The following is a 22,391-nucleotide window of genomic DNA, read 5'->3' as shown; positions in this document are numbered from 1 at the left end:
GATCGTACCGACCCCGACCCTCCGACCGCGAAACGGCCGCCCTTCGTGCAGGCAGGCCCGCGCTCAGTCGTCATCCTCTCCGCTGCAGGCCTCTTCGAAGAAGTCGAGGTTCTCCTGCAGCGACTTCATCAGCCGGTCCCGCTCCGCTTCCTCCACCTGCACCGGTGCGACGCCAGAGGCTCCCGTCAGCCGCCGGAAGCCGCCCCGGCTCTCCAGCCGCCCGTGCAGCCGCACGGGCAGCCCTACGAGGTGGGCGTGCCCGGCGATGCGGTAGTCCTCCTCGTCCAGCGTGATCCGGACGTGCGGCACCTCGGCCCCCGCGATCACCCGCAGCCGTACGCTGCCCTCCCCGCGCGGCCCCGACCTGCGCATCCGCACCACGGTGCCGGTGATCCGCACGGGCACGGACGGCTCCTCGCGCAGATAGCGGGCCCCGGCCTCGCGCAGCACGGGCAGGTCGCCCGGTGAGAACTCCACCGGCTCGACGCCCGCCACGCAGTCCTCGGGCACCCCGGCGGCCGGTGCCCACTCGACGGCGATCCGGGCGCCCTCGGTGCCGCGCACCAGGGCGATCAGCGCCTCGGTGAGCTCACGGCTCACGCCCGCCTCGACGGCGCCGTCGAAGGCGTCCATGCCGCCGGTGGCCCGCTGGTAGTCGATGGCCTCGCGAGCGGCGTACAGGGCCTGGTGGAGGCGTACGGGGAGCTGCCGCCCGGTGACGACGGGCACGAAGGCGGTCAGCCGGCCGCCCCCGGCCGCGGAGCCGACGAGGACGCTCTCCAGCAGCGCGGCGGCGGCGCGGCGGTGCCGGGCGCCGTAATAGCCCGCACGCGCGCGCGTGGCGAGCGCTCCGGCGAGCAGCATCTGGCGGGCCGAAGCGCGCAGCTGCTCCTCGACCACCCAGGGCGCGGAGCCGGCGGGACCGCTCGGCACATCCCGCCACCAGCGGATCTCGTCGCTGGGCACGGCGAGCCCGACCAGTACTTCGCGCGCGGAGGGCGTGCCGCTGCGGGTCAGCGCGACGAGCGCCTCGCCGAGCAGGTCGTCGCTGTCGGGGAAGGCGCGGCTCTCGGGCACGAGCAGGCTCGTCCCGCCGCCGCCCGGGCCGGGCGGGGTCCAGCGGCCGTAGCGTCCGGCGGCTCCACCGCGCCGCTCCCAGCCGTGCCGGTGCAGCAGGGCGCTGAGCACGGCGGGGTCGACCTCGTCGGGCTCGGGGGGACGGTGCCAGGAGGCCTCGACCGGGTGCGGCCTGACGGGCCGCAGCGGCTCCTCCAGCGGGCGGTGCGTCATGGTCTGCCTCCGGCCCCGACCCGCGTCATGATCTCGCACAGCGCCCGGTCGTCGAAGATGCGTGAGGTCGGTATCCGCACGGTGGTCCGGGTCCGCCCGGTGACCGGCTGGCCGGCCAGGTTGACCCAGTAGCAGCAGTGCCGCAGGTCGAGACGGTCGTGGCTGGCGCGCAGCCAGTCGTCCTGGGATCTCGGGACGAGCATCACGACCAGGATCTTGTGCACCGAGACGGGCGTGCGCGCGAGCTTGCGCAGATGGTCGTTGTCGAGCGTGAAGGAGAAGAAACGTCCTGGCGGGTTAGGCGCGACCTGGTACGTGCACTTCAGCTGCACCTTGATGGTCACCTCGTCGTCGACGGTGTGCCCGGGCGAGCCGTGACTGACGTGCCAGTCGATGCCGTTGTCCGGAAACGGCTGCGACAGCGAGCAGCCGGCCGCCGCGGCGACGGCGTGCAGATAACCCACCTGCAGTGTCTCCATGCAGGCGGTGGTGGCGAGTGTGCCGCGAAGGGGGCCCGCACGTTCGGGCAGCAGCCCGCCCCGCTCGGGCTGCGCTATCGCCATGACCAACAGCCTTCCACGCCAAGAGTTTCCCCGCTGCGGGCCGCTGAACTGCAAAGACCCGTACTCCTGTTGTGTCCTTCCGGCGTACGGCGCAAACAGCCCGGGTATCACCAAACAGGCAGAAGACGGGACGTCAGCTGCCGTGGGTGAACGAGGAGTTGTATAGGCATGACGACCTGGTACGAGGGGCCCCTGGCCGCCTTCGACACGGAGACCACGGGTGTCGACGTCGAGACCGACCGGATCGTGTCGGCCGCCGTCGTCGTCCAGGACGCCCCGGGCAGCCGGCCCCGGATGACCCGTTGGCTGGTCAACCCGGGTGTGCCGGTGCCGGAGGCGGCGACGGCGGTGCACGGGCTGACGGACGAACACCTGCAGCGCAACGGCCGCTGGCCGGCGCCGGTGATGTACGAGATAGCCGAGGAACTGGCCGAGCAGGCGGCGATGGCCCGTCCGCTCGTGGTGATGAACGCGCCGTTCGATCTGACGCTCCTGGACCGTGAGTTGCGCCGCCATCGCGCCTCGTCGCTGGACCGCTGGTTCGAGGCGTCGACGCTGCGGGTGCTCGACCCCCGGGTCCTCGACAAGCACCTGGACCGCTACCGCAAGGGCCGCCGCACCCTGACCGATCTGTGCGCGCACTACGGCGTCACGCTGGAGGGCGCGCACGACGCGGCGGCGGACGCCCTGGCCGCGCTGGACGTCGTACGGGCCCTCGGGCGTCGCTTCGCCGCCCGGCTGGAGCGCCTGTCCCCCGCCGAGCTGCACGCCCTGCAGACCACCTGGCACGCGGCCCAGGCGCGCGGTCTGCAGGCGTGGTTCGCGAAGAGCGGCACGGAGGAGATAGTGAACCCGGCGTGGCCACTGCGGCCGGATCTTCCGGCGGCGGCATGAAGCACGCCGACATGCAGAAGGCCGGTCCGCTGCTGCGGACCGGCCTTTCCCGGTGGGCGATACTGGGTTCGAACCAGTGACCTCTTCGGTGTGAACGAAGCGCTCTCCCACTGAGCTAATCGCCCGGGAACGCACTGAACCATACAGGTCTTCGCGGGTTTCCTTCAAACCGCTTCCAGGTACGTGACCAGGCCTCGCCGCCCGGCCCGCATCATCAGCCGGTGGTTGGCGCGGAACACCGGCCGGCCCGGCACGGCGAACCGCCTCAGCAGCGCCTTGTGCACGTGGACGGCCTGCTCGAAGCGGGCGAGAGCGTCCGCACCCTGGGCGGTGATCGTCCAGCGCGCCCAGCCCTCGATGTCGCCGGACATGACGATCTCCAGGACGCCCGCGCCGGGGTCGCGGCGCGCCTCGCGGGCGGTGAAGCGCAGGTCGTACGGGAGGAGGGAGCGGATCCGGATGACGCCGGTGGTGTCGTCGAGCCGGGTCACCTCCCGCACCTGGGGCCACCAGCGGGGGTACTCCTCGGCCCGCTCCAGCACGTCGTAGACGGTGGCGGGCGAGGCGGGCAGGACCCAGCGGCTGCGGAAGCGGTAGTGCGTCCAGTCCATGGGGAGAGTCTGCCCCTGCCCGGGCGTTCGCCCCCGGATCCGAGCCACGTGGTGGCGGAACTGAGTACATGGCTGAGTACCCGCACTCATGCCGTACGACGTGACGCGGACCACACTCCGAGTCATGACGCATGTTCCGCCCCCGGCCGAGGAGTTGCGGCTCCTCGACGCCGAGCTCTGGCAACTGGACGCCCGCCGGGCCCAGTTGCTCCATCGCCGTGCCTGGCTGGTCGCCGCGCTCCAGGCGGCGCGCCCGGTGCACCCGCCGCAGGCGCCCGTAAAGACGTCTCGTCGGGAGGCCACCGCACCCGGTGTGCAGAACCTTCTGCTGCTGCTCGGCGGGGTTCTGCTCACCGTCGCCGCGATGGTGTTCACACTGGTCAGCTGGGGAGAACTGGGGATCGCGGCGCGGGCCCTCGTGCTCGGCGCGGTCACGGTGGCCGCGTTCGGCGCACCGTTCGTCCTGCTGCGGCGCGGGCTGCGTTCGACGGCCGAGTCGGTGGCCGGTCTGGGACTGGCGCTGACGGTGCTGGACGCGTACGCACTGCGGCAGGTCGCCTTCATGGGGACGGACGGGGCGGGGTACACGGCCATCGCGTCGGCGCTGCTGGCGGGGCTCTGGGCGGCGTACGGTCTGCTGCCGCGTGCGGCCGGGCTGCGGCTGCCGCTGCCCGCCGCGCTGGCCGCGGCCCAGCTCCCGCTGCTGTTCTGGGCGATCTCGGCCGGCGCGGGGGCGTCCGGGATCGCGGCCGCGCTGCTGGTGACGGCCGGGTTCGACACAGGTGTGGCGCTCCGGGTGACCGCCCGGTCCGTACGTGTCCTCGCCGCGGTCGGCGCATACGGAACGGGCGCCCTGGGTGCACTGACGGCCGGCTGGCTCTCGTGGGATGCAGCCGGTCCGGGCGCCGCCGCCCGTGCGGCGGCGCTCCTCACCCTTGCGGCGGCGATCGCGCTGGTCGCCGCCTGGCGGCTGCCGAGGCCGGCCGTGGCGACGGGCAACGCCGTGCCGGGCGGTCTGCTCCTGGTCGCCGCGGTCGGTGGCGTGCTGCGGGTGACGCTGCCGGACGGATGGACCGTACCGGGGTACCTGGCCTGTGGCATCGCCCTGTTGGCGGCCTTGCGGGTGCGGCTGCCCGAGCCGGTGCGGCGGGGGCTGGTCCAGGCCTCCGCGGCGGTGCAGACGCTCGCCGTGGCCTGTGCGCTGCCGCTGCTGGTGGTTTCGCTGCTGGGCCCGCTGGGCTGGGCGGAGCGCTGGTGGACCGGTGCGCCCTCGGACGCGCGGGTCGCTGCGGCCGTCCACATGCCGTGGCCGTCGTATCCCGGTCAGCTGCTCCTCGGCCCGGTGGTCGTCGCGGCCGTGCTGGCCCTGCTGGTCCGCGGTGAGACCCGGCGGCCCCAGGCGCTGACCGGCGCGACGCTCCTCGTCTGGGCCACCGTCATGACGCTGCCTGCGGTCCTCCAACTCCCCTACTCCGCCGCCCTGTTGCTGCAGGTCGTGGTGACCGGAGCGGCCCTCGCGGCGGCGGCCTTCCGGCTTCTGCCCGTGACCGGCACCGCGCTCGCCCTGGGCGGTTCGGTCTCCCTCGCCTTCCTCTCGCTGGCCTCGCAGCCGGCCACCCTCACCGTGCTGTCCCTCCTGGCGGCACTGTTCGCCGCTGCCTCGCTGCGGCCGCACCTCGCACCCTTCACGGCCCCGGCCGCGCTTGTGTACGCCACCGCGCTGGCGTGCGCGACGGGTCTGGCGGCCGACTGGCGGCCGCAGCACACGGCGCTGCTGGTCCTGGTGGTCCCGGCGGCCGCGGCCCTGCTCGCCGCGCGCCTGAGTGAGAGCCACGCGCGCGTGCCGGTCGAAGTGACCGGAGCCGCCGCCGGGCTGCTGGCCGTCGGCCTCGCGATCACCGCCCCGCCGATGCTCGCCCTGGTGCTGTCCCTGTGCGGAGTGATCGCGGCGGGCACGGCGGTACGCCCCGACCGCCGCCCCGCAGGCTGTGCGGCCGCCGCCCTGTTCCTGCTGGCCGGCTGGGTCCGGCTGGCCGCCTGGGACGTCGGCACCGTCGAGGCGTACACGCTCCCGGTCACCGTGCCGGCGCTGTGTGTCGGCGCCTGGCGCAGGTCCCGCGATCCGCAGGCGTCGTCGTGGACGGCGTACGGCGCCGGACTCGCCGCCACCCTGCTGCCGAGCCTCGTCGCGGCCTGGCACGACCCGCACTGGACGCGCCCGCTGCTGCTCGGCGCGGCGGCCCTGCTGACCACCCTCCTGGGCGCCCGCCACCGCCTCCAGGCGCCGCTCGTCCTGGGCGGCTCGGTGCTGACCCTGGACGCCCTGCACGAACTGGCCCCCTACCTGGTCCAGCTGACCGGCGCCGTCCCCCGCTGGGTGCCATTCGCCCTCGCCGGCCTGCTCCTGCTGGCACTGGGCGCAACCTACGAGCGCCGCCTCAGGGATGTCCGCCGAGTACGGGACATCTTGACGACCATGAACTGAAGCGCCCCCAAAGGGGCGCGGGGCTCTGCCGATTTGCGGCTCCGCCGCGTGGGCGCGACCAGCCACATACGGCCCGCAGACGAAAAGCAAGCGCAGTTCCCCGGCCCCCAGCGGAGCGTTACGGCATCTTGTCGCCGAGCAGCGCCAGATTCTCAATGGCCGCAAGCCCGTACAGCGCCGTGTCATTCGACGAAACCCAGGCCGCCTCGCTCCCCGCAACCAACGTCACGGGCCCGCTCAAAGCCTCCGTCTTCCAGGGCGAAGCCTCCGTATACCCGTCCGAGCTGTAGAACTTCGCCCACGCCCGCTTGGCCAGCGCAGCGTCACCGGTCTGTACGGCGGCGTACGCGTCGAGGCGCGAATGCCCCTGGAACAGCAGCAGGGTGCCGAAGTCGGAGCCGTAGCGGGCCTTCTGCTCGGCCTTGGTGGCGTTGAAGTAGCGACAGTAGTCGAAGTACGCCTGATTGAACTCGGGCATGTCCACGAGGTCGATGAGCTCGGCGCACAGTTCGCCCAGGCCGAAGACGGCCGACAGGTGCGAGACGGAGACCACGGGCGCCGAGGCGACGGCGAACTTGCCGGTGTCGAGGTCGTACAGCCCGCTGCCCTGGACGAACCCGTTGGGCTGGGCGGCGATGCCCTCCATCGTCGACAGCACCCGCGCCTTGGCCTTCTCCCACTTGGGGCCCTTGCGCTCCCACTCGGTCAGCCACGCGGACACCAGACCACTCCAGTCGGTGCCGAAGCCGATCGACAGGGCGTGCCGGTCGGGTGTGTACGGATCGGTGCGGACCTTGCGCTGCGGGTCCAGCACCAGGAAGGTCTCGTCGGAGTCGACGTTGGCGTGCATGAGGTCGCCGACGCGTTCGTCGGCGGTGAGGAAGTAGTAGTAGCGCCGGTAGGTGGTGTTGGCGATGCGCTGCTGCTTGGCGCTGTCGGCATAGTGCTGGACGCCGTGCCGGGTGCCGAGGCCCGCCCAGTCGCCCAGGTGGTAGACGTCGACCTCACCCGTGTGCCGGGTGAGGGCCTCGGCGAAGCGGAAGATGTCCGCGCGGCCGGAGCGGAGGTAGGCCATCCAGAGCCAGATGTCCGGCGAGAGCTCGGAGTTGTCCCAGGCGTAGCCGCCGACGTCGTACCGCCACTGGTGGCGCACGGTGTCGTAGGTGTGCATGAAGTCGCCGTAGTCCCAGAAGCCGTACCAACGGCGCTGCTCCACCTGGTCCTTGTAGTAGGTGAAGAGGAAGTCGAGGTGGTCCTCGATCTTCGCCTTGGCCGGTGTGGAGCGGTCCGGCTCGGAGTACAGGCCCGGGCCGAAGACCTTGGCCTTGATGAGCTGCCCCGGCGGGGCGGCGAGCTGCGGCAGCACGCGTACGGCCTCGACCTGCTCGGCGAGCTTCTCGGCGGCCGGGGTCGACTCGTTGGCCCAGAAGAGGAGTTCGGAGGTGCGGGCGATGCCGTAGGGGGTGCCGAACTTCGGCTCGTAGTCCTCGTAGGTGATGTTGAGGCCTTCGAGCTGCTTGGCGTAGGTGTCCTGGCCCATGCCGTCGTGGTAGAAGCGCAGGTCCATGGGCTGGGCCTCGGGCGACCAGAGCCAGAGGGTGACCTCCGCCTCGTCGGTGTGGGCGTCGCGGATGTCGAGCTGGGCGGGGTGCTTCTCCCAGAAGTCCCTGAGGCCGAAGGAGAATCCGCCGCTCGCGCCACCGACATAGCCGAAGCCGGAGGCGCGCCTGCCGCCGCCGGCGGCGATCCAGCCGTAGCCCTTCTTGGTGCGCTTGCGCAGGGTGAAGCCGTCGGCGGAGAGCTGGGAGAGGGTGTAGTCACCCCACTCCGGGATGTACTGCAGCCGGGTCGTCACCCGCTGGTCCCAGGTGGACGGGTCGGGCAGCTTCTGGCCCGCGTACTGGGCCGCCTGCACGGCCGCGCCGGGGTCGCGGCGCAGGCCGGTGATGCCCTTGACCGCCTCCCGCAGCAGTCCGGTGCCCTCGCCGCCGACGCGGATGTGCCGGTCGTACGACGCGTCCCGCATCGGGACGCCGAAGCGCACCCCGAGCCCGCGGATGAAGTCGCCGCCGGCCTTGCCGGGCTCCTGGGTGCCGTCGTAGGTGATGGTGTGCACCATCCGGAAGGAGTCGGCGCCGGCGTAGAAGTACAGCCGGACGGAGAACGGCAGCCAGCTCCGGTCGCCCCTGCGGTGCTTGCCGTCGATGCGGACGACGGCCCGGACCGGGCCCTCCTGTTCGACGGTGACCTCGCCGACGGCACCGTCGAAGCGCTCGGTCTTCACCGTGCCCTGGTCCTCGTCCTCGATCTCCGGCTGGCGGATCAGGACGAGCCGTCCGTTCCTGGCGATCTCCGTCGATCCGCGGATCACCGACTTGATGAGGGTGGAGCCGTTCTTGCCGATCTTGGCGGTGATGACACCGGTCGAGACGTCGATGGTGCCGCCGCTCTTGTCGACGGTGACCTTGTGGTCGGGGGCCGCCGCGTCACCGGCGGCGAGGGTGAGCTTGCCGGAGCCCGAACTCACCGCGTGCGCCGACCACTTGAGGGAGCCGTCCGGCCAGTACGCGATCGGCCAGGACTGCACGGGCACGGCCTTGCCGTCCGCGTCCGTGAGCGCGAAGGCCTGGTCGGGCTGGTAGGCGCCCTTCGGCCAGGGGACGCCGACGGTGGAGCCGGGTGCGGCCCCCAGGCCGCCGTCCTCCAGCCAGTCCAGGGTCACGGGATCGCCGGCCGCGGCCTCGGCTCTGGGCGCGGCCTGGGCGTCCTCGGCTCCTGGGGCCCAGCTGAACTGCGCGGCGGCTCCGGCGACGGCGGCCGCCTTGAGGAGGGATCTGCGGGGGATGGGAGACATGAGTTCAGCCTTTCCTTTCCGTGCGGGACGTTTCTTCCGTGCAGCCAGTCAGGGGCATGACAGAGACATACGGCGCCCGGGCGCCGGCCTCGGACGAGGGCACCGTCCGTCAGCGGCGCCGGTACCGCTCCTCCACGGCGACGGCCGCGGCCGCGACGGCCCCGAGGACGGGGACCGCCAGCGGCGCGATCAGCAGGGCGGAACAGACGACGAGGACCGCTCCGCCGACGAGGAGGAAGGATCCGGCGGGGTCGAGGACGGTGCGGCGGCCGGCGTCGGCGAGCAGCGACCGCCAGGCCGCCCCCGGCTCCCAGAGCGCCGCCGCCCGCAGCCCGGCCACGACGAGTCCGATCAGCGCGAACAGGCCGACGGCCCCCACGAACGGCCCCCCGGGCAGCCCGGCGCGAGCGGCCTGGACGTCGACCCAGACCAGGAGCGCCGCGACCCACCCGGCGAGCCCGGCGGCCCACCCGCCGCGCACGGCCGTACGGAAGTCGCCGACGAACTCCCGCCAGCCGCCGCCCGCATGGCCCATGCGACGGCGCAGATGCCGCGACCCGGCGGCGAAGGCGGCCGGAAAGGTCACCACGCCCAGCGAGGCCACCGCGATCCACACCCCGGTGAGCAGACACTCGGCGAAGACCCCGAACCGCTCCGCGAACACCGACTCCTTGCGTGCTTTGACCCGCGCTTCGGCCATGGTGACCGCCTCAGCCCTTCAGTCCGGAGGTGGCCATACCGTCGATCAGATAGCGCTGGAAGGCGAGGAAGAACAGCAGCACCGGCAGCAGCGCCACCAGCGACATCGCGATGAGACCGCCGTAGTTGGCGGCGACGCCGTCGGAGTCGCGGAACATCATCATGCCGAGGGAGACGGTGTACTTGCCGGGCTCGTTGAGGTAGATCAACGGGCCCATGAAGTCGTTCCAGGCGTTGATGAAGGTGAAGATGGCGCTGGTGATGAGCGCGGGCCGGCACAGCGGCAGCACGATCGACCAGTAGATCCGCAGATGCCCGCAGCCGTCGATCCGGGCGGCCTCGTCCAGCTCCCTCGGCAGGTTGCGCATGAACTGCACCATCAGGAAGACGAAGAAGGCCTCCGTGGCCAGGTACTTGCCGAGCAGCAGCGGAACATAGGTGTTGATCAGCTCCAGCTTCTGGAACATCACGTACTGCGGGATCAGCAGCACGTGATACGGCAGCAGGAGTGTGCCGATCATCAGCGAGAACAGCAGGTTCCGGCCCGCGAACCTGATCTTGGCGAAGGCGTACGCCGTCAGCGAGCAGGAGATCAGGATGCCGACGACGGCGCCGCCCGCGTACAGAAGGGAGTTCTGGAAGAACGTCCAGATCGAGATGTCGGCGATACCGTCGGCCAGGCCCTTGAAGTTCTCCAGGATGGGATGGGCGGGGAACAGCTGAAGACCGTTGATGATGTCCTTGCTCGGCTTGAAGGACGCGCCGATCACCCAGACGACGGGATAGAGGACGACCGCGAGGACCAGCAGCGAGCCGATGTGCCACGCGAGCGAGCCGGCGCGCCTGCGGCCGAGACCGCCGAGCGGCTTCGGGGTGGCGGGGGTGGTGGCGCTCATCGGGCGTCCTCCGTGTCGTTCTCGTAATGCACCCATTTCTTCTGCGACCAGAACAGGACGGCGGTCACCAGGGCCACGGCGAGCAGCAGCATCCAGGCCATCGCGGAGGCGAAGCCCATCTGGGCGTTCTTGAAGCCCTGCTGGTAGAGGTAGCAGGTGTAGACGAGCGTCGCGTCGGCCGGGCCGCAGTAGGTGTTGGAGACGACATAGGCCGAGCCGAAGATCTGGAACGAGTGGATCGTCTCCAGCAGGACGTTGAAGAACAGCACCGGGGAAATCATCGGGAGCGTGATGCTCCAGAACGTGCGGAAGGCCCCGGCGCCGTCCAGCTCTGCGGCCTCGTACAACTCCTTGGGCACCTGCTTGAGCCCGGCGAGGAAGATGACCATGGGCGCGCCGAACTGCCAGACGGTGAGGGCGACCAGGCAGTAGAGGATCCAGTCGGGGTTGCCGACCCAGCCGCCGACATGGAAGCCGAGGACCGACATCGTACGGTCGACGATGGCGTTGTCGGAGAAGATCGACCGCCAGACGAAGGCGACCGAGACGCTCGCCCCGATGAGCGAGGGCGCGTAGAACGCGGTCCGGTAGAAGGCCTGTCCGCGGCGGCTCTGCGCGAGCAGCAGGGCGACCCCGAGGGCGAGCAGCAGTTTCAGCGGGGTGCCGATGATCACGTACTTGGCCGTCACCTCCACCGACTTCTGCCAGCGGGGGTCGTCGAACATCTTGGTGAAGTTGTCGAGACCGACCCACTTCGGGGTGTTGAAGAGGTTGTAGTCGGTGAACGCGAAGTAGAGCGAGGCGACCATGGGGCCCGCGGTCAGGAGCAAGAAGCCCGCGATCCACGGTGACATGAAGAGATAGCCGGCGAGGTTCTCCCGCCGCCCCCGCTGCTTGACGGCGGCGGGGGCGGCGGAACGGACCTTCCGGGCGGCGGGCGGTGATTCCTTGAGGAGTGTCACGGTGCTTCCCAATCGGTTCCGGAGCGCCCCAAAGGGGCACGGGGCTGTGCCCGATATGCGGCTCCGCCGCGATGGGGATCCCCCCGCTCGAGCGAAGCCGAGAGTGGGGGAGCGACCAGCCACGACGGCACAGCAGACAAAAACCAACAAACCGCACCCCTAGCGGAGCGCTATGCCTGGAAGGCGGCCTGCGACTCGTCGAAGAACTGCTTCACCGCGGCGGAGGGCTTCGTCTTGCCCTGGGCCAGGTCGCCGCCGATGCGCAGGAAGGCCGCCTCGATGGTGTCGGCGCCGGAGGGGTGCGGAGTGATCGTGCCGAGGACGCCGGCCTTGGCGGTGTCCGCCTCGTACTGCGCGATCTCCTTGTTGACCGGGTCGGTCGGCTTGAACGCGTCGTACTGCTGGGTCGAGGCGAGAATGCCCCGGTCGTAGCCCATGATCTTGCCGACTTCCGGGTCGTGGACCATGAAGTCGATGAACTGGGCGACTTGCTTCGGATGCCGGGTGCGTGCGGAGGCACTCAGCATCAGGGAGGCCAGGTACTGCCCGGTGTGCTTGCCGTCCATGGTGGGGATCGGCGCGAGGCCGTACTCGCTGCTGCCCTCGGCCGTGTAGCGAACGGTGAAGTTGTCCCAGGTGAATTCCGAGGCCCCGTGGCCGGCGGAGAGGGAGGACTTGGGCCGGTCCTGCTCGACGGTCTTGGGGTCGGTGATGATGCCGGCTCTCACGCGGCCGTAGCCGTCCTGCCACCACTCCGTCAGATCGGCCTTGTCGAAACCGAGCCCGTCCTTGGTGTAGAACGCCTTTCCGTTCTGCCGCAGATACAGGTCGTACAGGTACATGATGCTGAAGTAGCCCGTGTCGCCCGGCACCTTGGTCCTGTCGTGGATGGTCTTGAGGGCCTTGAAGTAGTCGTCCCAGGTCCAGCCCGTGGCCGGCTCGACGCCCGCCTTCTGGAAGACCTTCTTGTCGATGACCAGCGCCATCGTGTTGGAGCCGACGGGGATGCCGAGTTGCTTGCCGTCGACCTCGCCGACCTTGGTGACGCCCGCACGGAAGTCGCCGAGGCTCAGATTCCCCGCGTCGATCTGGGACTTGAGGTCGAGCAGGACGCTTCTCTTGTCGTACTTCCGAAGGAAAGTGACGGCGTTTTGGAAAACGTCCGGTGGATTTCCGCCGGCTGCTTGCGTCTGGAACTTCTCCCAGAATGAGACGTAGTCCTGGAAGTCCGTCTTCACCTTGATCTTCGGGTACTTCTTCTCGAAGAGCTTGATGGTCTGGTTGATCTTCTTGGCCCGCTCGTCGGCACCCCACCAGGAGTAACGGATCGTCACCGTCCCGTCGGCGGAGGTGCCGCTGTCGCCGCCGCAGCCCGTCGTCGCGGCCAGCCCCAGCGCTGCCGCCGACGCCCCGGCGACCTTGAGGATCGCACGCCTCTCAACATTCCTGCTGGTTCCCACAGTCGGGCCCCTCCCCGGCATCATTGCCGCCTGCATGAATCGTTTCAAGTAAGCGCTTGCTGCCACAAGTTACGGAGGGCCCCGGGGTGCGTCAATGATTCGGACAGGAATTTCTTACCGGGCGCTCGGACGCGTTGACGGCGCATCAGCGCCAGAGCGTGCGGCGAGAGGGGGCGATATCGCAGGTGAGACGCCTGCGATCGACGGACCGAACATCAACTGGCCATCCGCACACGGATGCGGCTCGGCCGGAACTCACCGGAGCACGGAACCGGGGTTCACACGACCACGGCCCGCCTGCTCTCACAGACGGGCCGCCGATCCGGGTGGGCGATACTGGGTTCGAACCAGTGACCTCTTCGGTGTGAACGAAGCGCTCTCCCACTGAGCTAATCGCCCGGACGCAGGAAGAACATTACCCCATGTCAGGGGGTGCCTGTGACCAGCACGAACCAGCGCACACCGGCACCCGCGCCTGCCGCGCGGATCACTGATCCTTGATCTTCCAGGGCATCACGACGCCGAACTTCCAGAGGTAGATCCCGGCCAGCACGCCCACGATCACGAGACCGATCACCGTCAGCGTGATGTTGCGGCGCCGCACCTTGGGATCGAGGGCTCGCTGGGCCGCCTCGGTGACCTTGCGTTTCGTCCAGCGGAGCACCAGCTGGGCCCAGACGAACTCGGTCGCCCAGATGGCCATGCCGCCGAAGATCACCACCCAGCCGGGGCCGGGCAGCGGCAGCATGACGATGCCGGCGACCACGACCGCGAGGCCGACGACGAAGACCCCGACCTGCCAGCTCAGATGCAGGGCGCGACGCCTCTTGATGAACGCCGGAGCCTTGGAGCCGAGCCCTTGCTCGCCCTGCGCTCCGTCCGGCCTGGTCTCGTCCGATGCCACGGCAGCCTCGTCCGGCACTCCCTCGGTCCGGCTACTCCCCGTATTCATACGGCCAAACTTTACCTTACTTTACTGAGCGGAAACCGGTCACCGGAATGGCCGTACCGCGCGAACGACCCATCGGCCGGAAGAGTTACGTAAAGGCACGCAAAACACTCAGAGGGGTTTACAACGGCACCGTAGGTGGCATGTCGATTTCGCCGACGTGCGAATCCCCGAGCGCACACTGAGCGAAAGGCCCTGGCGCTTATGAACACCACGGTCAGCTGCGAGCTGCACCTGCGCCTCGTTGTGTCGAGCGAGTCCTCCCTGCCTGTCCCCGCAGGCCTGCGGTACGACACGGCCGACCCCTACGCCGTGCACGCCACCTTCCACACCGGAGCCGAGGAAACCGTCGAGTGGGTGTTCGCCCGCGACCTCCTCGCGGAAGGCCTGCACCGGCCCACCGGCACCGGCGACGTCCGTGTCTGGCCGTCGCGCAGTCACGGTCAGGGGGTCGTGTGCATCGCCCTGAGCTCTCCGGAGGGCGAGGCCCTGTTGGAAGCCCCGGCGCGGGCGCTGGAATCCTTCCTGAAGCGAACCGACGCCGCTGTGCCTCCCGGCACGGAACACCGGCATTTCGATCTCGACCAGGAGCTCTCGCACATCCTGGCGGAGAGCTAGGGCGAGGCACCACGAAGCCGCCCGGCGCCGTCGACTCGGGGAGACGGCTCGGGCCAGAACAACTGCATACGGTACGCATCAGCGCCGCCGCCGCGATCGAGTCGTGGGGCGGCGCCGGTGTGTGCGACGGGGCAGGGGGAAGGTGCCCCGGTGGCAGGACCGCCCGCAGCGGGGCGGCAAGCCACTACCATCGGCCAGCATGAGGCGGGCGTCCGCCCGACCCCCAGGCCAGGGAGCGAAACGTGCTGATCACCCACGACACCCGGTGCGCGCTCGACACCGTGGTGGATCTGGTGAACACCGCACCGGAGGACCACGCGGCGCCGGACGGACTGCCCGACGTCGCGGCTCTCGAGGATTTCGTACGAAACCACGAAATCAGCGATGTGGGGGCGCTCTCGGAGTTCGACCTCTCGGCCGTGCGCAAGATCCGCGGCCGGTTCGCCTCGGTGTTCGCGGCGCACGACGCCCGGACCGCCGCCGGTGTGATCAACGAGCTGGTCGCCGCCGCGGGTACGACTCCGCGCCTCACGGACCACGACGGCTACGACTGGCATGTGCACTACTTCGCGCCCGGCGCCTCCGTCGCCGACCATCTTGCGGCCGACTGCGGGATGGCTCTGGCCTTCTTCGTGGTGGCCGGTGAGCAGGAGCGGCTGCGCCGCTGTGAGGCCCCCGACTGCCGGCGCGCCTTCGTCGACCTCTCCCGCAACCGGTCGCGCCGCTACTGCGACAGCCGCACCTGCGGAAACCGCCTGCACGTGGCCGCGTACCGGGCACGGCGCAAGGAGGCGGCGGGCTGACGCCCGAGCGTCCGGACAAGGATGTCGACGTGGTCCCCCGCGGGTGGCGCCGGGGACCACGGGTACGGCTCACAGCATCAGCAGGTCGTGCAACGAGGCCATGAGCAGCAGACACCCGATCACCGCAAGGAAGATCATCAGCGGTGGCTGGGAAAGGGCGAAGAGGCATCCGCGCGGCTCGTCCTTCGGCGGCGCGGTATCGCCGTGTTCCGTGTCCAGCATCTCGCGGCGATGATGGCGCAATCCGCATGTCCGGTGCGCTCAACACGCCCGGATTGACCGGCAGTTCGCCGGATTCCGTGAAGTCCGGTTCAGGTCGTGATCATTTCACGCCACAGCCTTGATCCACTGTGTCGTTTCAGTCGTCATGCGCGGGTCATATGCCGTGCTTCTTGAGGATGGCCTCGATGTCGCTGAAGTCGTCCGCCGACTCGGTACGGGGCGCGCTCGCGGGCCGGGTCGCCGGACGGGCTCCCGGGCCCAGGGAAGGCGCGGACGCCGACGGAGCGACGGCTTCGCGCCGCCCCGCGGCCCTGGCTTCCCTGCGCTCCTTGCGGGTGCCGCCCCGGCGGCGCTCCACCGCGCGCGTGGTGGAGAACAGCAGCCAGGCGGCGCCGAGCACGCCGAAGCCCGCCCAGGCCGTCGGACTGAAGGCGGTGTCCGCCAGCCACTGCACGGTGCCGGTCATCACCAGGCCGATGGGGACGAGTGAGTAGGCGGCGATGCGGGCGGCCGCGAGGAAGCGCTTACGGTAGGCCGTGACCACCGCGATGCCCAGGCCAGCCGCGGACACGGCGGAACAGACGGTCTCGGCAATCATCCGGTCCTCCAGGCAGGGCTCGGTCGGGCAGGGGCACTTCGTCCCTTCCATCCTGCACCGCCCGGCCCCCGCGCGGCCATGGTCCGGGCGGACATCAGGGACATCTCCGGGTCGGCTCCTCCGAAGGTGCCGGTCCCGGGCAGTCCCCCGGATGTGGATCAGGGTCCCGGGCGCGGGTCCCCGAGGCCGGGCTTCGATTGGGTCGACCGCGTCCGGACTGGGAGACTGACGGCATGAGCGACTCCTCCCCCGTGCCTCCCGCCGCACCCGTCCTCGACGTCTGGTGCGAACTCCAGTGCCCCGACTGCCGTAGCGCCCTCGCCGATCTGCGTGCCCTGCGTGCCCGCTACGGCGACCGGCTGGAGCTGCGGCTGCGGCACTTCCCGCTGGAGAAGCACAAGCACGCCTTCGCCGCCGCACAGGCCGCCGAGGAGGCCCTCGAGCAGGGCAAGGGCTGGGCGTACGTCGAGGCGGTGCTGGCGCGGGTCGAGGAGCTGGACCGTAAGGGAGAACCCCTCCTGGTCGAGGTGGCCGCCGAACTCGGCCTGGACGCCGAGGAGTTCGACACCGCGCTGATCGACGGCCGGCACATCCTGATCGTCGACGCCGACCAGGCCGAGGGCAAGGCGATCGGCGTGACCGGCACCCCGACGTACGTCATCGACGGTCAGCGCCTGGACGGCGGCAAGAGCCAGGAGGGGCTGCGGGAGCGGATCGAGGAGATCGCGGACCGGCTGCTGGCCGAGGCGGGGGCCTGACCGGCTGCTCGGCGCTCCGCGGAATGTGCGGCCACGGGTTGTCGTCTGCGGCGCCGTCGTGGATGGTCGCTCACCCGCTCTCGGCTTCGCTCGAGCGGGGGGATCCCCATCGCGGCGGAGCCGCTGATCGGCACAGCCCCGCGCCCCTCGGGGCGCGGGTCCGCTCAGAGCAGCGGCTTGTACAGGGCGTACTGCGTCGTCCGGTAGCCGAGTGACTCGTAGAGCCGCTCGGCCGGGGTGTTGCCGGCGAAGACGTTGAGGCCGAGGACGCGTCGGCCCGCGGTGATCGCCTGGGTCTCCGCCAGGAGCATGAGGGTGCGGCCGTGTCCGTGTCCGCGGTGGGCGGCGTCGGCCGCGACGTCGTAGACGTAGGCCTTGTCCTCCAGCAGGGCCACCCAGAGGGTGCCGACGCGCGTCCCCTCGTGTTCGAGGACGCTGAACTGCATGTCCCGTGTGTCCAGCCCTTGCGGCAGCAGCCTCTCGTGGTCGCGCCTGGATCTCTCGTACGCGTCGGCCTCGGGCACGCCCCGCTCGATCCACACGCGGGCGTAGTGCTCGGTCTCGTGCGCGAACCACGCCTCGTAGTCGGCCTCGGTCATGGGCCGGCCCCGGCTGCCTTCCGGCAGTGCGGGCGCAGTGCCGCCGAGCGGCTTCTCCATGCCGCGGTTGCGCAGCACGTAGCCGAGCGCCTCGACGAGCCGCAGCGCCGGCTCCGCGTCACCGGGCACGACCGCCTCGATCTGCCGGCATCCCCAGCCGCGCGCCACCTCCTCCGCGGCCAGCGCGGCCACCGTGCCCCGCCCGCGACGCCGGTCCGGCTCCTCGATCCGCAGGTCGTCGATGCGGGCCACACTGTCGCCGAAGCCCGGCGAGGTGCCGAGATGCAGGGTGCCGACGGGCCGGCTGTTCACGCACACCTGGAATCGGCGCGAACGCGTCCCGTCGGCGTTGTGCTGAAGCGGCTCGGTCGGCCGCAGAGTCGTGGTCATCAGGGGTGTTCTACCCGCCTGACCCGCTCCTTGGCAGCCTGTTTTCCCGGGCTCCTACGGATCCAGATCGTCCCCGGACCGCTCGTCGAAGATCCGCATGGCCTTGGCGGTCACCGGGCCCGGTGCGCCCGGCAGTTCGCGGTCGTCGACGCGGTGCACGGCCTGGACGTCGCGCAGGGTGGAGGTGAGGAACACCTCGTCCGCGCGCTCCAGGACGTCGAGCGGCAGGTCGGTTTCCTTGGCACCGGTCCACTCGACGGCCAACGCGCGCGTGATGCCCGCGAGGCAGCCCGAGGCGACCGGCGGGGTGTGGATCTCGCCGTCGAGGACGACGAAGACGTTCGAGCCGGTGCCCTCGCAGAGTTGCCCGACGGTGTTCGCGAACAGGGCTTCCGACGCGCCGTGTTGGTGCGCCCGGGCGAGGGCGACGACGTTCTCGGCGTACGAGGTCGTCTTCAGGCCGGTGAGGGCGCCGCGTTCGTTGCGGGTCCACGGCACGGTGATCACGGCCGTGGAGTCGGGGCGGCGGGTGGTCTCGCCCAGGGCGACGACGAGGGTCGGGCCGTGCTCACCGCGGTCGGAGCCGAGCGGGCCGTGGCCGCCGGTGTAGGTGATGCGCAGCCGGCCGAGCGGCATCGGGTTGGCCTCGAGGACGGCGGCGCAGGCGCGGCGGATCTCGGCCTGGTCGGGGTCGGGCAGGCCGAGGCCGCGCGCGGAGCGGGTCAGCCGGTCGAGGTGCCGGGTGAGCGCGAACGTCTTCCCGCCCGTCGCCTTCACGGTCTCGAAGATGCCGTCGCCCACGGTCAGCCCGTGGTCGAAGACGGAGACGCGGGCGGACTCGATGTCCTGCAGCCCGCCGTCGAGCCAGATCTTCACGTCTGTAGTCCCTCTCCACTCACCTCGTACGTCCCCGACGCTACCGCGAGCAGTCGGGCCGCCTTCAGCTCGGTCTCCCGCCACTCCGCCTCCGGGTCGGAGCCCCAGGTGATGCCCGCGCCCGTCCCGAAGCGCAGGACGCCCTCGGCGCGGTCGATCCAGAAGGTGCGGATGCCGACCGCCAGCTCGCCGGCCGCCCGGTCCGCGTCGACCCAGCCGATGCCGCCGCAGTACGGGCCGCGGGGCGCGGTCTCCAGGGCTTCGATGATCCGCAGGGCGCTGGACTTGGGTGCGCCGGTGACCGATCCGGGCGGGAAGGCCGCGTCGAGCAGTTCGGGCCAGCCGGCGTCGGCCCGCAGCTCGCCGCGGACCGTCGACACGAGATGGACGAGCCCCGGGTGCTTCTCGACGGCGCACAGATCGGGGACGCTCACGCTGCCGGTGGCGCAGACACGTCCGATGTCGTTGCGGACCAGGTCCACGATCATCACGTTCTCGGCGTAGTCCTTCTCCAGCAGGTCAGCCTCGGTGCGCCCGGTGCCCTTGATCGGCCCGGACTCCACGACACGGCCGCCGCGCCGCAGAAAGAGCTCCGGCGAGGCGGTGGCTATCTCGACCCCGTGACCGGGCAGCCGGATCGTTCCTGCATACGGTGCGGGGTTGCCGCGGGCCAGCAGCGCGGTCAGGGCGTCCACGTCGGCGTCGGGCGCGACGGGCGCGGAGAGCACCCGGCAGAGGTTCGCCTGATAGACCTCGCCGGCCGCTATGTGCTCGCGGATCCGGCGCACACCCGCCGTGTACGCCCCGTGGTCGAGGGAGGACGTCCAGTCACCGGCTGCCGGTCCCCGCCACTCCCCCGGCACCGGCGCGGGCACGGGCTCCACTCGTACGTCCCTGAAGCGGGCGCAGGTCAACCTGCCCTCGAAGTCCGCCACGACGGCCCAGAAACCGGTGGAGTCGAGGGCCGCGGGATCACTGGTGACGTCGAGGAGTCCGGTGGCGACGCGGTCACCGAAGCGGGCGAGAGGAGGGAGGTCGAGCACGCAGTCGAGTCTAGGGCGGGTGTCGTGAAGGTGGCCCTGCCGTGTCCCTTCGGGGGCCCTGACCACGTACGCGAGCAGGTGCAGCGCAGCACGCTGCGCAAACGCGTTTTTGTGCTGGCCCGGGAATCCGCTAGAGTTCAACTCGTCGCCGGGCCGTGAGAGCGGACCGAAACGACAAGCGGACGTAGCTCAGTTGGTAGAGCGCAACCTTGCCAAGGTTGAGGTCGCGAGTTCGAGCCTCGTCGTCCGCTCGATGGAAACAGGGGATCTTCCCGAACCCCTGCACTCCTGGTGGAGTGGCCGAGAGGCGAGGCAACGGCCTGCAAAGCCGTCTACACGGGTTCAAATCCCGTCTCCACCTCCAAGGACGATTAGCTCAGCGGGAGAGCGCTTCCCTGACACGGAAGAGGTCACTGGTTCAATCCCAGTATCGTCCACTGGATCTTCCAGCACGTACGGTGAGATCCACACCCGCGCGATTAGCTCAGCGGGAGAGCGCTTCCCTGACACGGAAGAGGTCACTGGTTCAATCCCAGTATCGCGCACGCAGTACGCACCACATGCAGGTTCACCTGCGCGATTAGCTCAGCGGGAGAGCGCTTCCCTGACACGGAAGAGGTCACTGGTTCAATCCCAGTATCGCGCACCAGCCGAAACCCCGGCCGTCTCGTACGGCCGGGGTTTCGTCGTATGCCGTCAGCTGGAGAACAGCATGTGGCCGAAGCTCTTGTGACGGTGGTGACCGCCGTGGTGGCCGCCGTAGTGACCTCCGTGGCCGCCGTGCTGGGCGCCCCAGACGGGCGCGGGCGGGGCCGGGTACGCCTGCGGGGCGGGCGGGGGCGGCGGCGCGGGCTGGGACCACTGGGACTCCAGGCGGGTCAGCGCCTCCAGCTCGCCGTAGTCGAGGAAGATCCCGCGGCAGCCGCTGCACTGCTCGATCTGGACACCGTTGCGGTTGTACGTGTGCATCGGCGCATGGCACTTCGGACACTGCATGGTCGGCTCAACTCCTCGCCGGTCGGTCCTGCTTCGCGTTTCGCCAGGACAGACTCTGTCAGGGTGCGGTCGGTTGCACCCTACGTCGCGCATTCCGGGGTCAACTCCGGCAGGAGGGAAGCCATTCGGGCACATGCGTCGATCATGGACAGTTCGACCTCGTCCAGGGGGCGGTCCTCCGCTGCTGCCTTTGCTGTGGCGCGGGCGGCCGTCTGCACCGTGAGGGCGCGGGCCGGGACGTCCAGGGCGGGCCAGGGGTCGCCGTCGGCGGGGACGGCCGGGCCGCCGGCCGTCCGGTAGGCGGTGAGGAAGCGGGTCCACTCGTCCGGTGGGAGGAGGCCGCACGCGTACCAGGCCGCCGGGCGGGCCAGGTCCCAGGCGGGGACGCCGGTGCCCAGGTCGTCGACGTCGATGAGCAGCCAGGGGCCGTCGGGGGCGGGGTGGCGGACGAGCTGGCCGAGGTGGAGGTCGCCGTGGCACAGGGTGGTGGTGTCCGGCATGGGGGCTTCGGCCCTGGCCCAGGGCGGGAGGGTGTTCCAGGCCTGCAGGACCGGGCGGGTGGCGGGGTGGGCGGCGGCTGTTGCCCTGAGCCGGGCGATGGCTCGGGCGGCCTTGGCGGGGCCTCGCATGGGCGGGAGGGAGGTCGGGGCGGGGGTGCGGTGGAGGCGGGCGAGGAGGGTGGCCGCGGGCTCCCAGGGGGCGGCCTCGGGGGTGTCCGGGTCCACGGGGGTGCCGTAGGGCCAGAACGTGACGAGACGGCCGTGCAGGTCGACGGGGGTCGAAACGAGTGGGGGCAGGAGGATGCCGGGGAGGCGGGTGGCGGCGGTGAGGCGGGGGGTGAGGTCGGTGCGGGAGGTGGTGGGGGCGTGGGCCTTGGCGACCGTGTCGGCGTGGCGGACGACTGTGGCGTCGGGGCGGTCGGCGAGGGTGGCTGCGCCGCAGGGGCAGGTGTCCGTGCGGGAGTGGGCCTTGGCCTTGGCTCGGGTGGTCAGTTCGGTGAGCAAGGGGGTGGTCACGGGGCTCCCTGGGGCGGCGGGTCTCTCGCGAGGGTACGGGCGGGGGTGGTGGGGTGGGCAGGGCACTCGGCGGTGGTGCAGGTCTTGGGGCGCCCGCGGTGGGAGCCGCCGAGGGATGCGCCCCCGCCGCCCCTACCCGTCCCGTCCCCAGGGGCTGCCGCCCCTTCGACCCCGCCAGGGGCTGCCGCCCCTGTACCCCGGCGGGGACTGCGTCCCCTGCACCCTCTCGGGGCTCCGTCCCGGACCCCGATCGGCCTGAACGGCCTCGTCCTCAAACGCCGGACCGGCTGAAGTGCGTCTTCGGCCCCCGGCCCGGGAAAAGCAATGCCGGCGCAGCTCCCCAGCTGCGCCGGCATTTTTGCCGTCCGCCGCACCCCCGTCCCCACGGGGTTTCATGGGTGGATGTCCCCGCCCGGACCGCTCTTCCGGGCCTGGGGTCGCCGCTCAGCGCCCCAGCATCACGCCCACGGACGACGCCTGTGTGGCCACTGTCTCCCAGCCGTCGAAGACGAAGAAGAGCAGGGCCGCCAGGGGGAGGACCATGAGCGTCGCCACCAGGGGGTGGCGGCGGCCCGTGCGGCGGCGGAGTGCGGTGCGCTCCTGGGTGCGGATCAGTGTCCGCGGTGCCGTTAGGGCCATGGTCCCTCTCCTGACCGTTCTCAGTTGTCGTTGGCAGCGGCGGGTGTCTGACCTCGGGGGACGAGTGCTGCACCCGCCGCTTGACCTCAAATCTAGGCGTCCGGCGCTCGCCGCACGTCATGCCCTCGTACCGATTGCCGGGCCTCCCGGAGGATGAGCCGTGAGCTGGG

At 70.8% G+C, this 22,391-nt stretch carries 22 protein-coding genes and 7 tRNA genes; 10 read left to right on the top strand and 19 right to left on the bottom strand.

Annotated features, from left to right (window positions below; translation table 11 throughout):
• Positions 1-63 precede the first annotated feature (63 nt).
• Both ACFY1U_RS27280 and ACFY1U_RS27275 read right to left on the bottom strand, forming a co-directional pair.
• Positions 64-1,290, bottom strand: coding sequence for a hypothetical protein (locus tag ACFY1U_RS27280; protein WP_390696745.1), 1,227 nt, complete (start codon positions 1,288-1,290; stop codon positions 64-66).
• A complete protein-coding gene (locus ACFY1U_RS27275; RefSeq protein WP_266953551.1) occupies positions 1,287-1,853 on the bottom strand; it encodes a DUF4365 domain-containing protein in 567 nt (188 codons plus the stop codon). Before ACFY1U_RS27275 ends, ACFY1U_RS27280 begins: the two co-directional genes overlap by 4 nt.
• Positions 1,854-2,021: 168 nt before the next feature.
• On the opposite strand from ACFY1U_RS27275, the gene ACFY1U_RS27270 reads away from it, so the two are divergent.
• Positions 2,022-2,747, top strand: coding sequence for a 3'-5' exonuclease (locus tag ACFY1U_RS27270; RefSeq protein ID WP_266953552.1), 726 nt, complete (start codon positions 2,022-2,024; stop codon positions 2,745-2,747).
• 53 nt (positions 2,748-2,800) lie between these two features.
• On the opposite strand, the gene ACFY1U_RS27265 is transcribed toward ACFY1U_RS27270, so the two are convergent.
• Positions 2,801-2,872: transfer RNA gene (locus tag ACFY1U_RS27265), tRNA-Val, on the bottom strand.
• Positions 2,873-2,911: 39 nt separating this feature from the next.
• On the bottom strand, positions 2,912-3,358 hold the full coding sequence (locus tag ACFY1U_RS27260) for an SRPBCC family protein (protein WP_390696744.1): 447 nt from the start codon (positions 3,356-3,358) through the stop codon (positions 2,912-2,914).
• Positions 3,359-3,446: 88 nt separating this feature from the next.
• On the opposite strand from ACFY1U_RS27260, the gene ACFY1U_RS27255 reads away from it, so the two are divergent.
• Positions 3,447-5,843, top strand: a complete 2,397-nt coding sequence (locus tag ACFY1U_RS27255; RefSeq protein WP_390696743.1) for an SCO7613 C-terminal domain-containing membrane protein — start codon at positions 3,447-3,449, stop codon at positions 5,841-5,843.
• Positions 5,844-5,961: 118 nt separating this feature from the next.
• Here ACFY1U_RS27255 and ACFY1U_RS27250 read toward each other — a convergent pair whose 3' ends face one another.
• From ACFY1U_RS27250 to ACFY1U_RS27220, 7 genes are all read right to left on the bottom strand, one after another.
• A complete protein-coding gene (locus tag ACFY1U_RS27250) occupies positions 5,962-8,697 on the bottom strand; it encodes a Tat pathway signal sequence domain protein (RefSeq protein ID WP_390696742.1) in 2,736 nt (911 codons plus the stop codon).
• Between the two features lie 109 nt (positions 8,698-8,806).
• A complete protein-coding gene (locus ACFY1U_RS27245) occupies positions 8,807-9,397 on the bottom strand; it encodes a hypothetical protein (protein ID WP_390696741.1) in 591 nt (196 codons plus the stop codon).
• A 10-nt stretch (positions 9,398-9,407) separates the two neighbouring features.
• A complete protein-coding gene (locus ACFY1U_RS27240) occupies positions 9,408-10,292 on the bottom strand; it encodes a carbohydrate ABC transporter permease (RefSeq protein ID WP_390696740.1) in 885 nt (294 codons plus the stop codon).
• The gene (locus ACFY1U_RS27235; protein ID WP_390696739.1) at positions 10,289-11,254 is read right to left on the bottom strand and encodes a carbohydrate ABC transporter permease; all 966 of its coding nucleotides are present in this window, start codon (positions 11,252-11,254) and stop codon (positions 10,289-10,291) included. Before ACFY1U_RS27235 ends, ACFY1U_RS27240 begins: the two co-directional genes overlap by 4 nt.
• Positions 11,255-11,424: 170 nt before the next feature.
• Positions 11,425-12,714 (bottom strand): ABC transporter substrate-binding protein, encoded by a 1,290-nt coding sequence (locus ACFY1U_RS27230; RefSeq protein ID WP_390696738.1) that lies wholly within the window; start codon positions 12,712-12,714, stop codon positions 11,425-11,427.
• 327 nt (positions 12,715-13,041) lie between these two features.
• Positions 13,042-13,113 (bottom strand) — tRNA-Val (locus ACFY1U_RS27225).
• Positions 13,114-13,201: 88 nt separating this feature from the next.
• Positions 13,202-13,666 (bottom strand): TIGR02611 family protein, encoded by a 465-nt coding sequence (locus ACFY1U_RS27220; RefSeq protein WP_390696737.1) that lies wholly within the window; start codon positions 13,664-13,666, stop codon positions 13,202-13,204.
• A 201-nt stretch (positions 13,667-13,867) separates the two neighbouring features.
• Between ACFY1U_RS27220 and ACFY1U_RS27215 the strand changes: the two genes are divergently transcribed.
• Together ACFY1U_RS27215 and ACFY1U_RS27210 are read left to right on the top strand one after the other, a co-directional pair.
• Positions 13,868-14,281 carry an SsgA family sporulation/cell division regulator gene (locus ACFY1U_RS27215; RefSeq protein ID WP_004002642.1) on the top strand — a complete coding sequence of 138 codons (414 nt, stop codon included), beginning with the start codon at positions 13,868-13,870 and terminating at the stop codon, positions 14,279-14,281.
• A 242-nt stretch (positions 14,282-14,523) separates the two neighbouring features.
• On the top strand, positions 14,524-15,084 hold the full coding sequence (locus tag ACFY1U_RS27210) for a CGNR zinc finger domain-containing protein (protein WP_115909304.1): 561 nt from the start codon (positions 14,524-14,526) through the stop codon (positions 15,082-15,084).
• Positions 15,085-15,153: 69 nt separating this feature from the next.
• Here the strand turns inward: ACFY1U_RS27210 and ACFY1U_RS27205 are convergent, their stop codons facing one another.
• Both ACFY1U_RS27205 and ACFY1U_RS27200 read right to left on the bottom strand, forming a co-directional pair.
• Positions 15,154-15,306 carry a hypothetical protein gene (locus ACFY1U_RS27205; RefSeq protein ID WP_180292031.1) on the bottom strand — a complete coding sequence of 51 codons (153 nt, stop codon included), beginning with the start codon at positions 15,304-15,306 and terminating at the stop codon, positions 15,154-15,156.
• Positions 15,307-15,460: 154 nt separating this feature from the next.
• Positions 15,461-15,904, bottom strand: a complete 444-nt coding sequence (locus ACFY1U_RS27200; RefSeq protein WP_390696736.1) for a hypothetical protein — start codon at positions 15,902-15,904, stop codon at positions 15,461-15,463.
• Between the two features lie 233 nt (positions 15,905-16,137).
• Here ACFY1U_RS27200 and ACFY1U_RS27195 point away from each other — a divergent pair, with 233 nt between their 5' ends.
• Positions 16,138-16,662 carry a DsbA family protein gene (locus ACFY1U_RS27195; RefSeq protein WP_390696735.1) on the top strand — a complete coding sequence of 175 codons (525 nt, stop codon included), beginning with the start codon at positions 16,138-16,140 and terminating at the stop codon, positions 16,660-16,662.
• Positions 16,663-16,826: 164 nt separating this feature from the next.
• Here ACFY1U_RS27195 and ACFY1U_RS27190 read toward each other — a convergent pair whose 3' ends face one another.
• Genes ACFY1U_RS27190 through ACFY1U_RS27180 form a run of 3 tightly spaced genes read right to left on the bottom strand, consistent with a single transcriptional unit; the run spans position 16,827 to position 19,570 of the window.
• Entirely contained in the window at positions 16,827-17,651 is an 825-nt protein-coding gene (locus ACFY1U_RS27190; RefSeq protein WP_390696734.1) for a GNAT family N-acetyltransferase, read from the bottom strand.
• Positions 17,652-17,705: 54 nt separating this feature from the next.
• Positions 17,706-18,527 (bottom strand): aminotransferase class IV, encoded by an 822-nt coding sequence (locus tag ACFY1U_RS27185; protein WP_390696733.1) that lies wholly within the window; start codon positions 18,525-18,527, stop codon positions 17,706-17,708.
• Positions 18,524-19,570, bottom strand: coding sequence for a chorismate-binding protein (locus ACFY1U_RS27180; protein ID WP_390696732.1), 1,047 nt, complete (start codon positions 19,568-19,570; stop codon positions 18,524-18,526). Before ACFY1U_RS27180 ends, ACFY1U_RS27185 begins: the two co-directional genes overlap by 4 nt.
• A 178-nt stretch (positions 19,571-19,748) precedes the next feature.
• Here ACFY1U_RS27180 and ACFY1U_RS27175 point away from each other — a divergent pair.
• The 5 genes from ACFY1U_RS27175 to ACFY1U_RS27155 all read left to right on the top strand — a co-directional run bounded on the left by ACFY1U_RS27175 (position 19,749) and on the right by ACFY1U_RS27155 (position 20,219).
• Positions 19,749-19,821 (top strand) — tRNA-Gly (locus ACFY1U_RS27175).
• Positions 19,822-19,860: 39 nt separating this feature from the next.
• Positions 19,861-19,934, top strand: a tRNA-Cys gene (locus tag ACFY1U_RS27170).
• Between the two features lies 1 nt (position 19,935).
• A tRNA-Val gene (locus tag ACFY1U_RS27165) sits at positions 19,936-20,007 on the top strand.
• Between the two features lie 36 nt (positions 20,008-20,043).
• Positions 20,044-20,115, top strand: a tRNA-Val gene (locus ACFY1U_RS27160).
• A 29-nt stretch (positions 20,116-20,144) separates the two neighbouring features.
• Positions 20,145-20,219, top strand: a tRNA-Val gene (locus ACFY1U_RS27155).
• A gap of 47 nt (positions 20,220-20,266) precedes the next feature.
• Here ACFY1U_RS27155 and ACFY1U_RS27150 read toward each other — a convergent pair.
• From ACFY1U_RS27150 to ACFY1U_RS27140, 3 genes are all read right to left on the bottom strand, one after another.
• The gene (locus ACFY1U_RS27150; RefSeq protein ID WP_390696731.1) at positions 20,267-20,566 is read right to left on the bottom strand and encodes a zf-TFIIB domain-containing protein; all 300 of its coding nucleotides are present in this window, start codon (positions 20,564-20,566) and stop codon (positions 20,267-20,269) included.
• Positions 20,567-20,646: 80 nt separating this feature from the next.
• Positions 20,647-21,582, bottom strand: coding sequence for a phosphotransferase (locus ACFY1U_RS27145; protein ID WP_390696730.1), 936 nt, complete (start codon positions 21,580-21,582; stop codon positions 20,647-20,649).
• Positions 21,583-22,026: 444 nt separating this feature from the next.
• Positions 22,027-22,221: a hypothetical protein gene (locus ACFY1U_RS27140; protein WP_351466481.1), complete on the bottom strand. Its 195-nt coding sequence runs from the start codon at positions 22,219-22,221 to the stop codon at positions 22,027-22,029.
• Positions 22,222-22,391 lie beyond the last annotated feature (170 nt).

Origin of the sequence: Streptomyces sp. NPDC001351, assembly GCF_042896045.1 — a bacterium.
In the GTDB taxonomy this organism is placed as follows: Bacteria; Actinomycetota; Actinomycetes; order Streptomycetales; family Streptomycetaceae; genus Streptomyces.
This window is presented reverse-complemented; position numbering and strand designations above follow the sequence as displayed.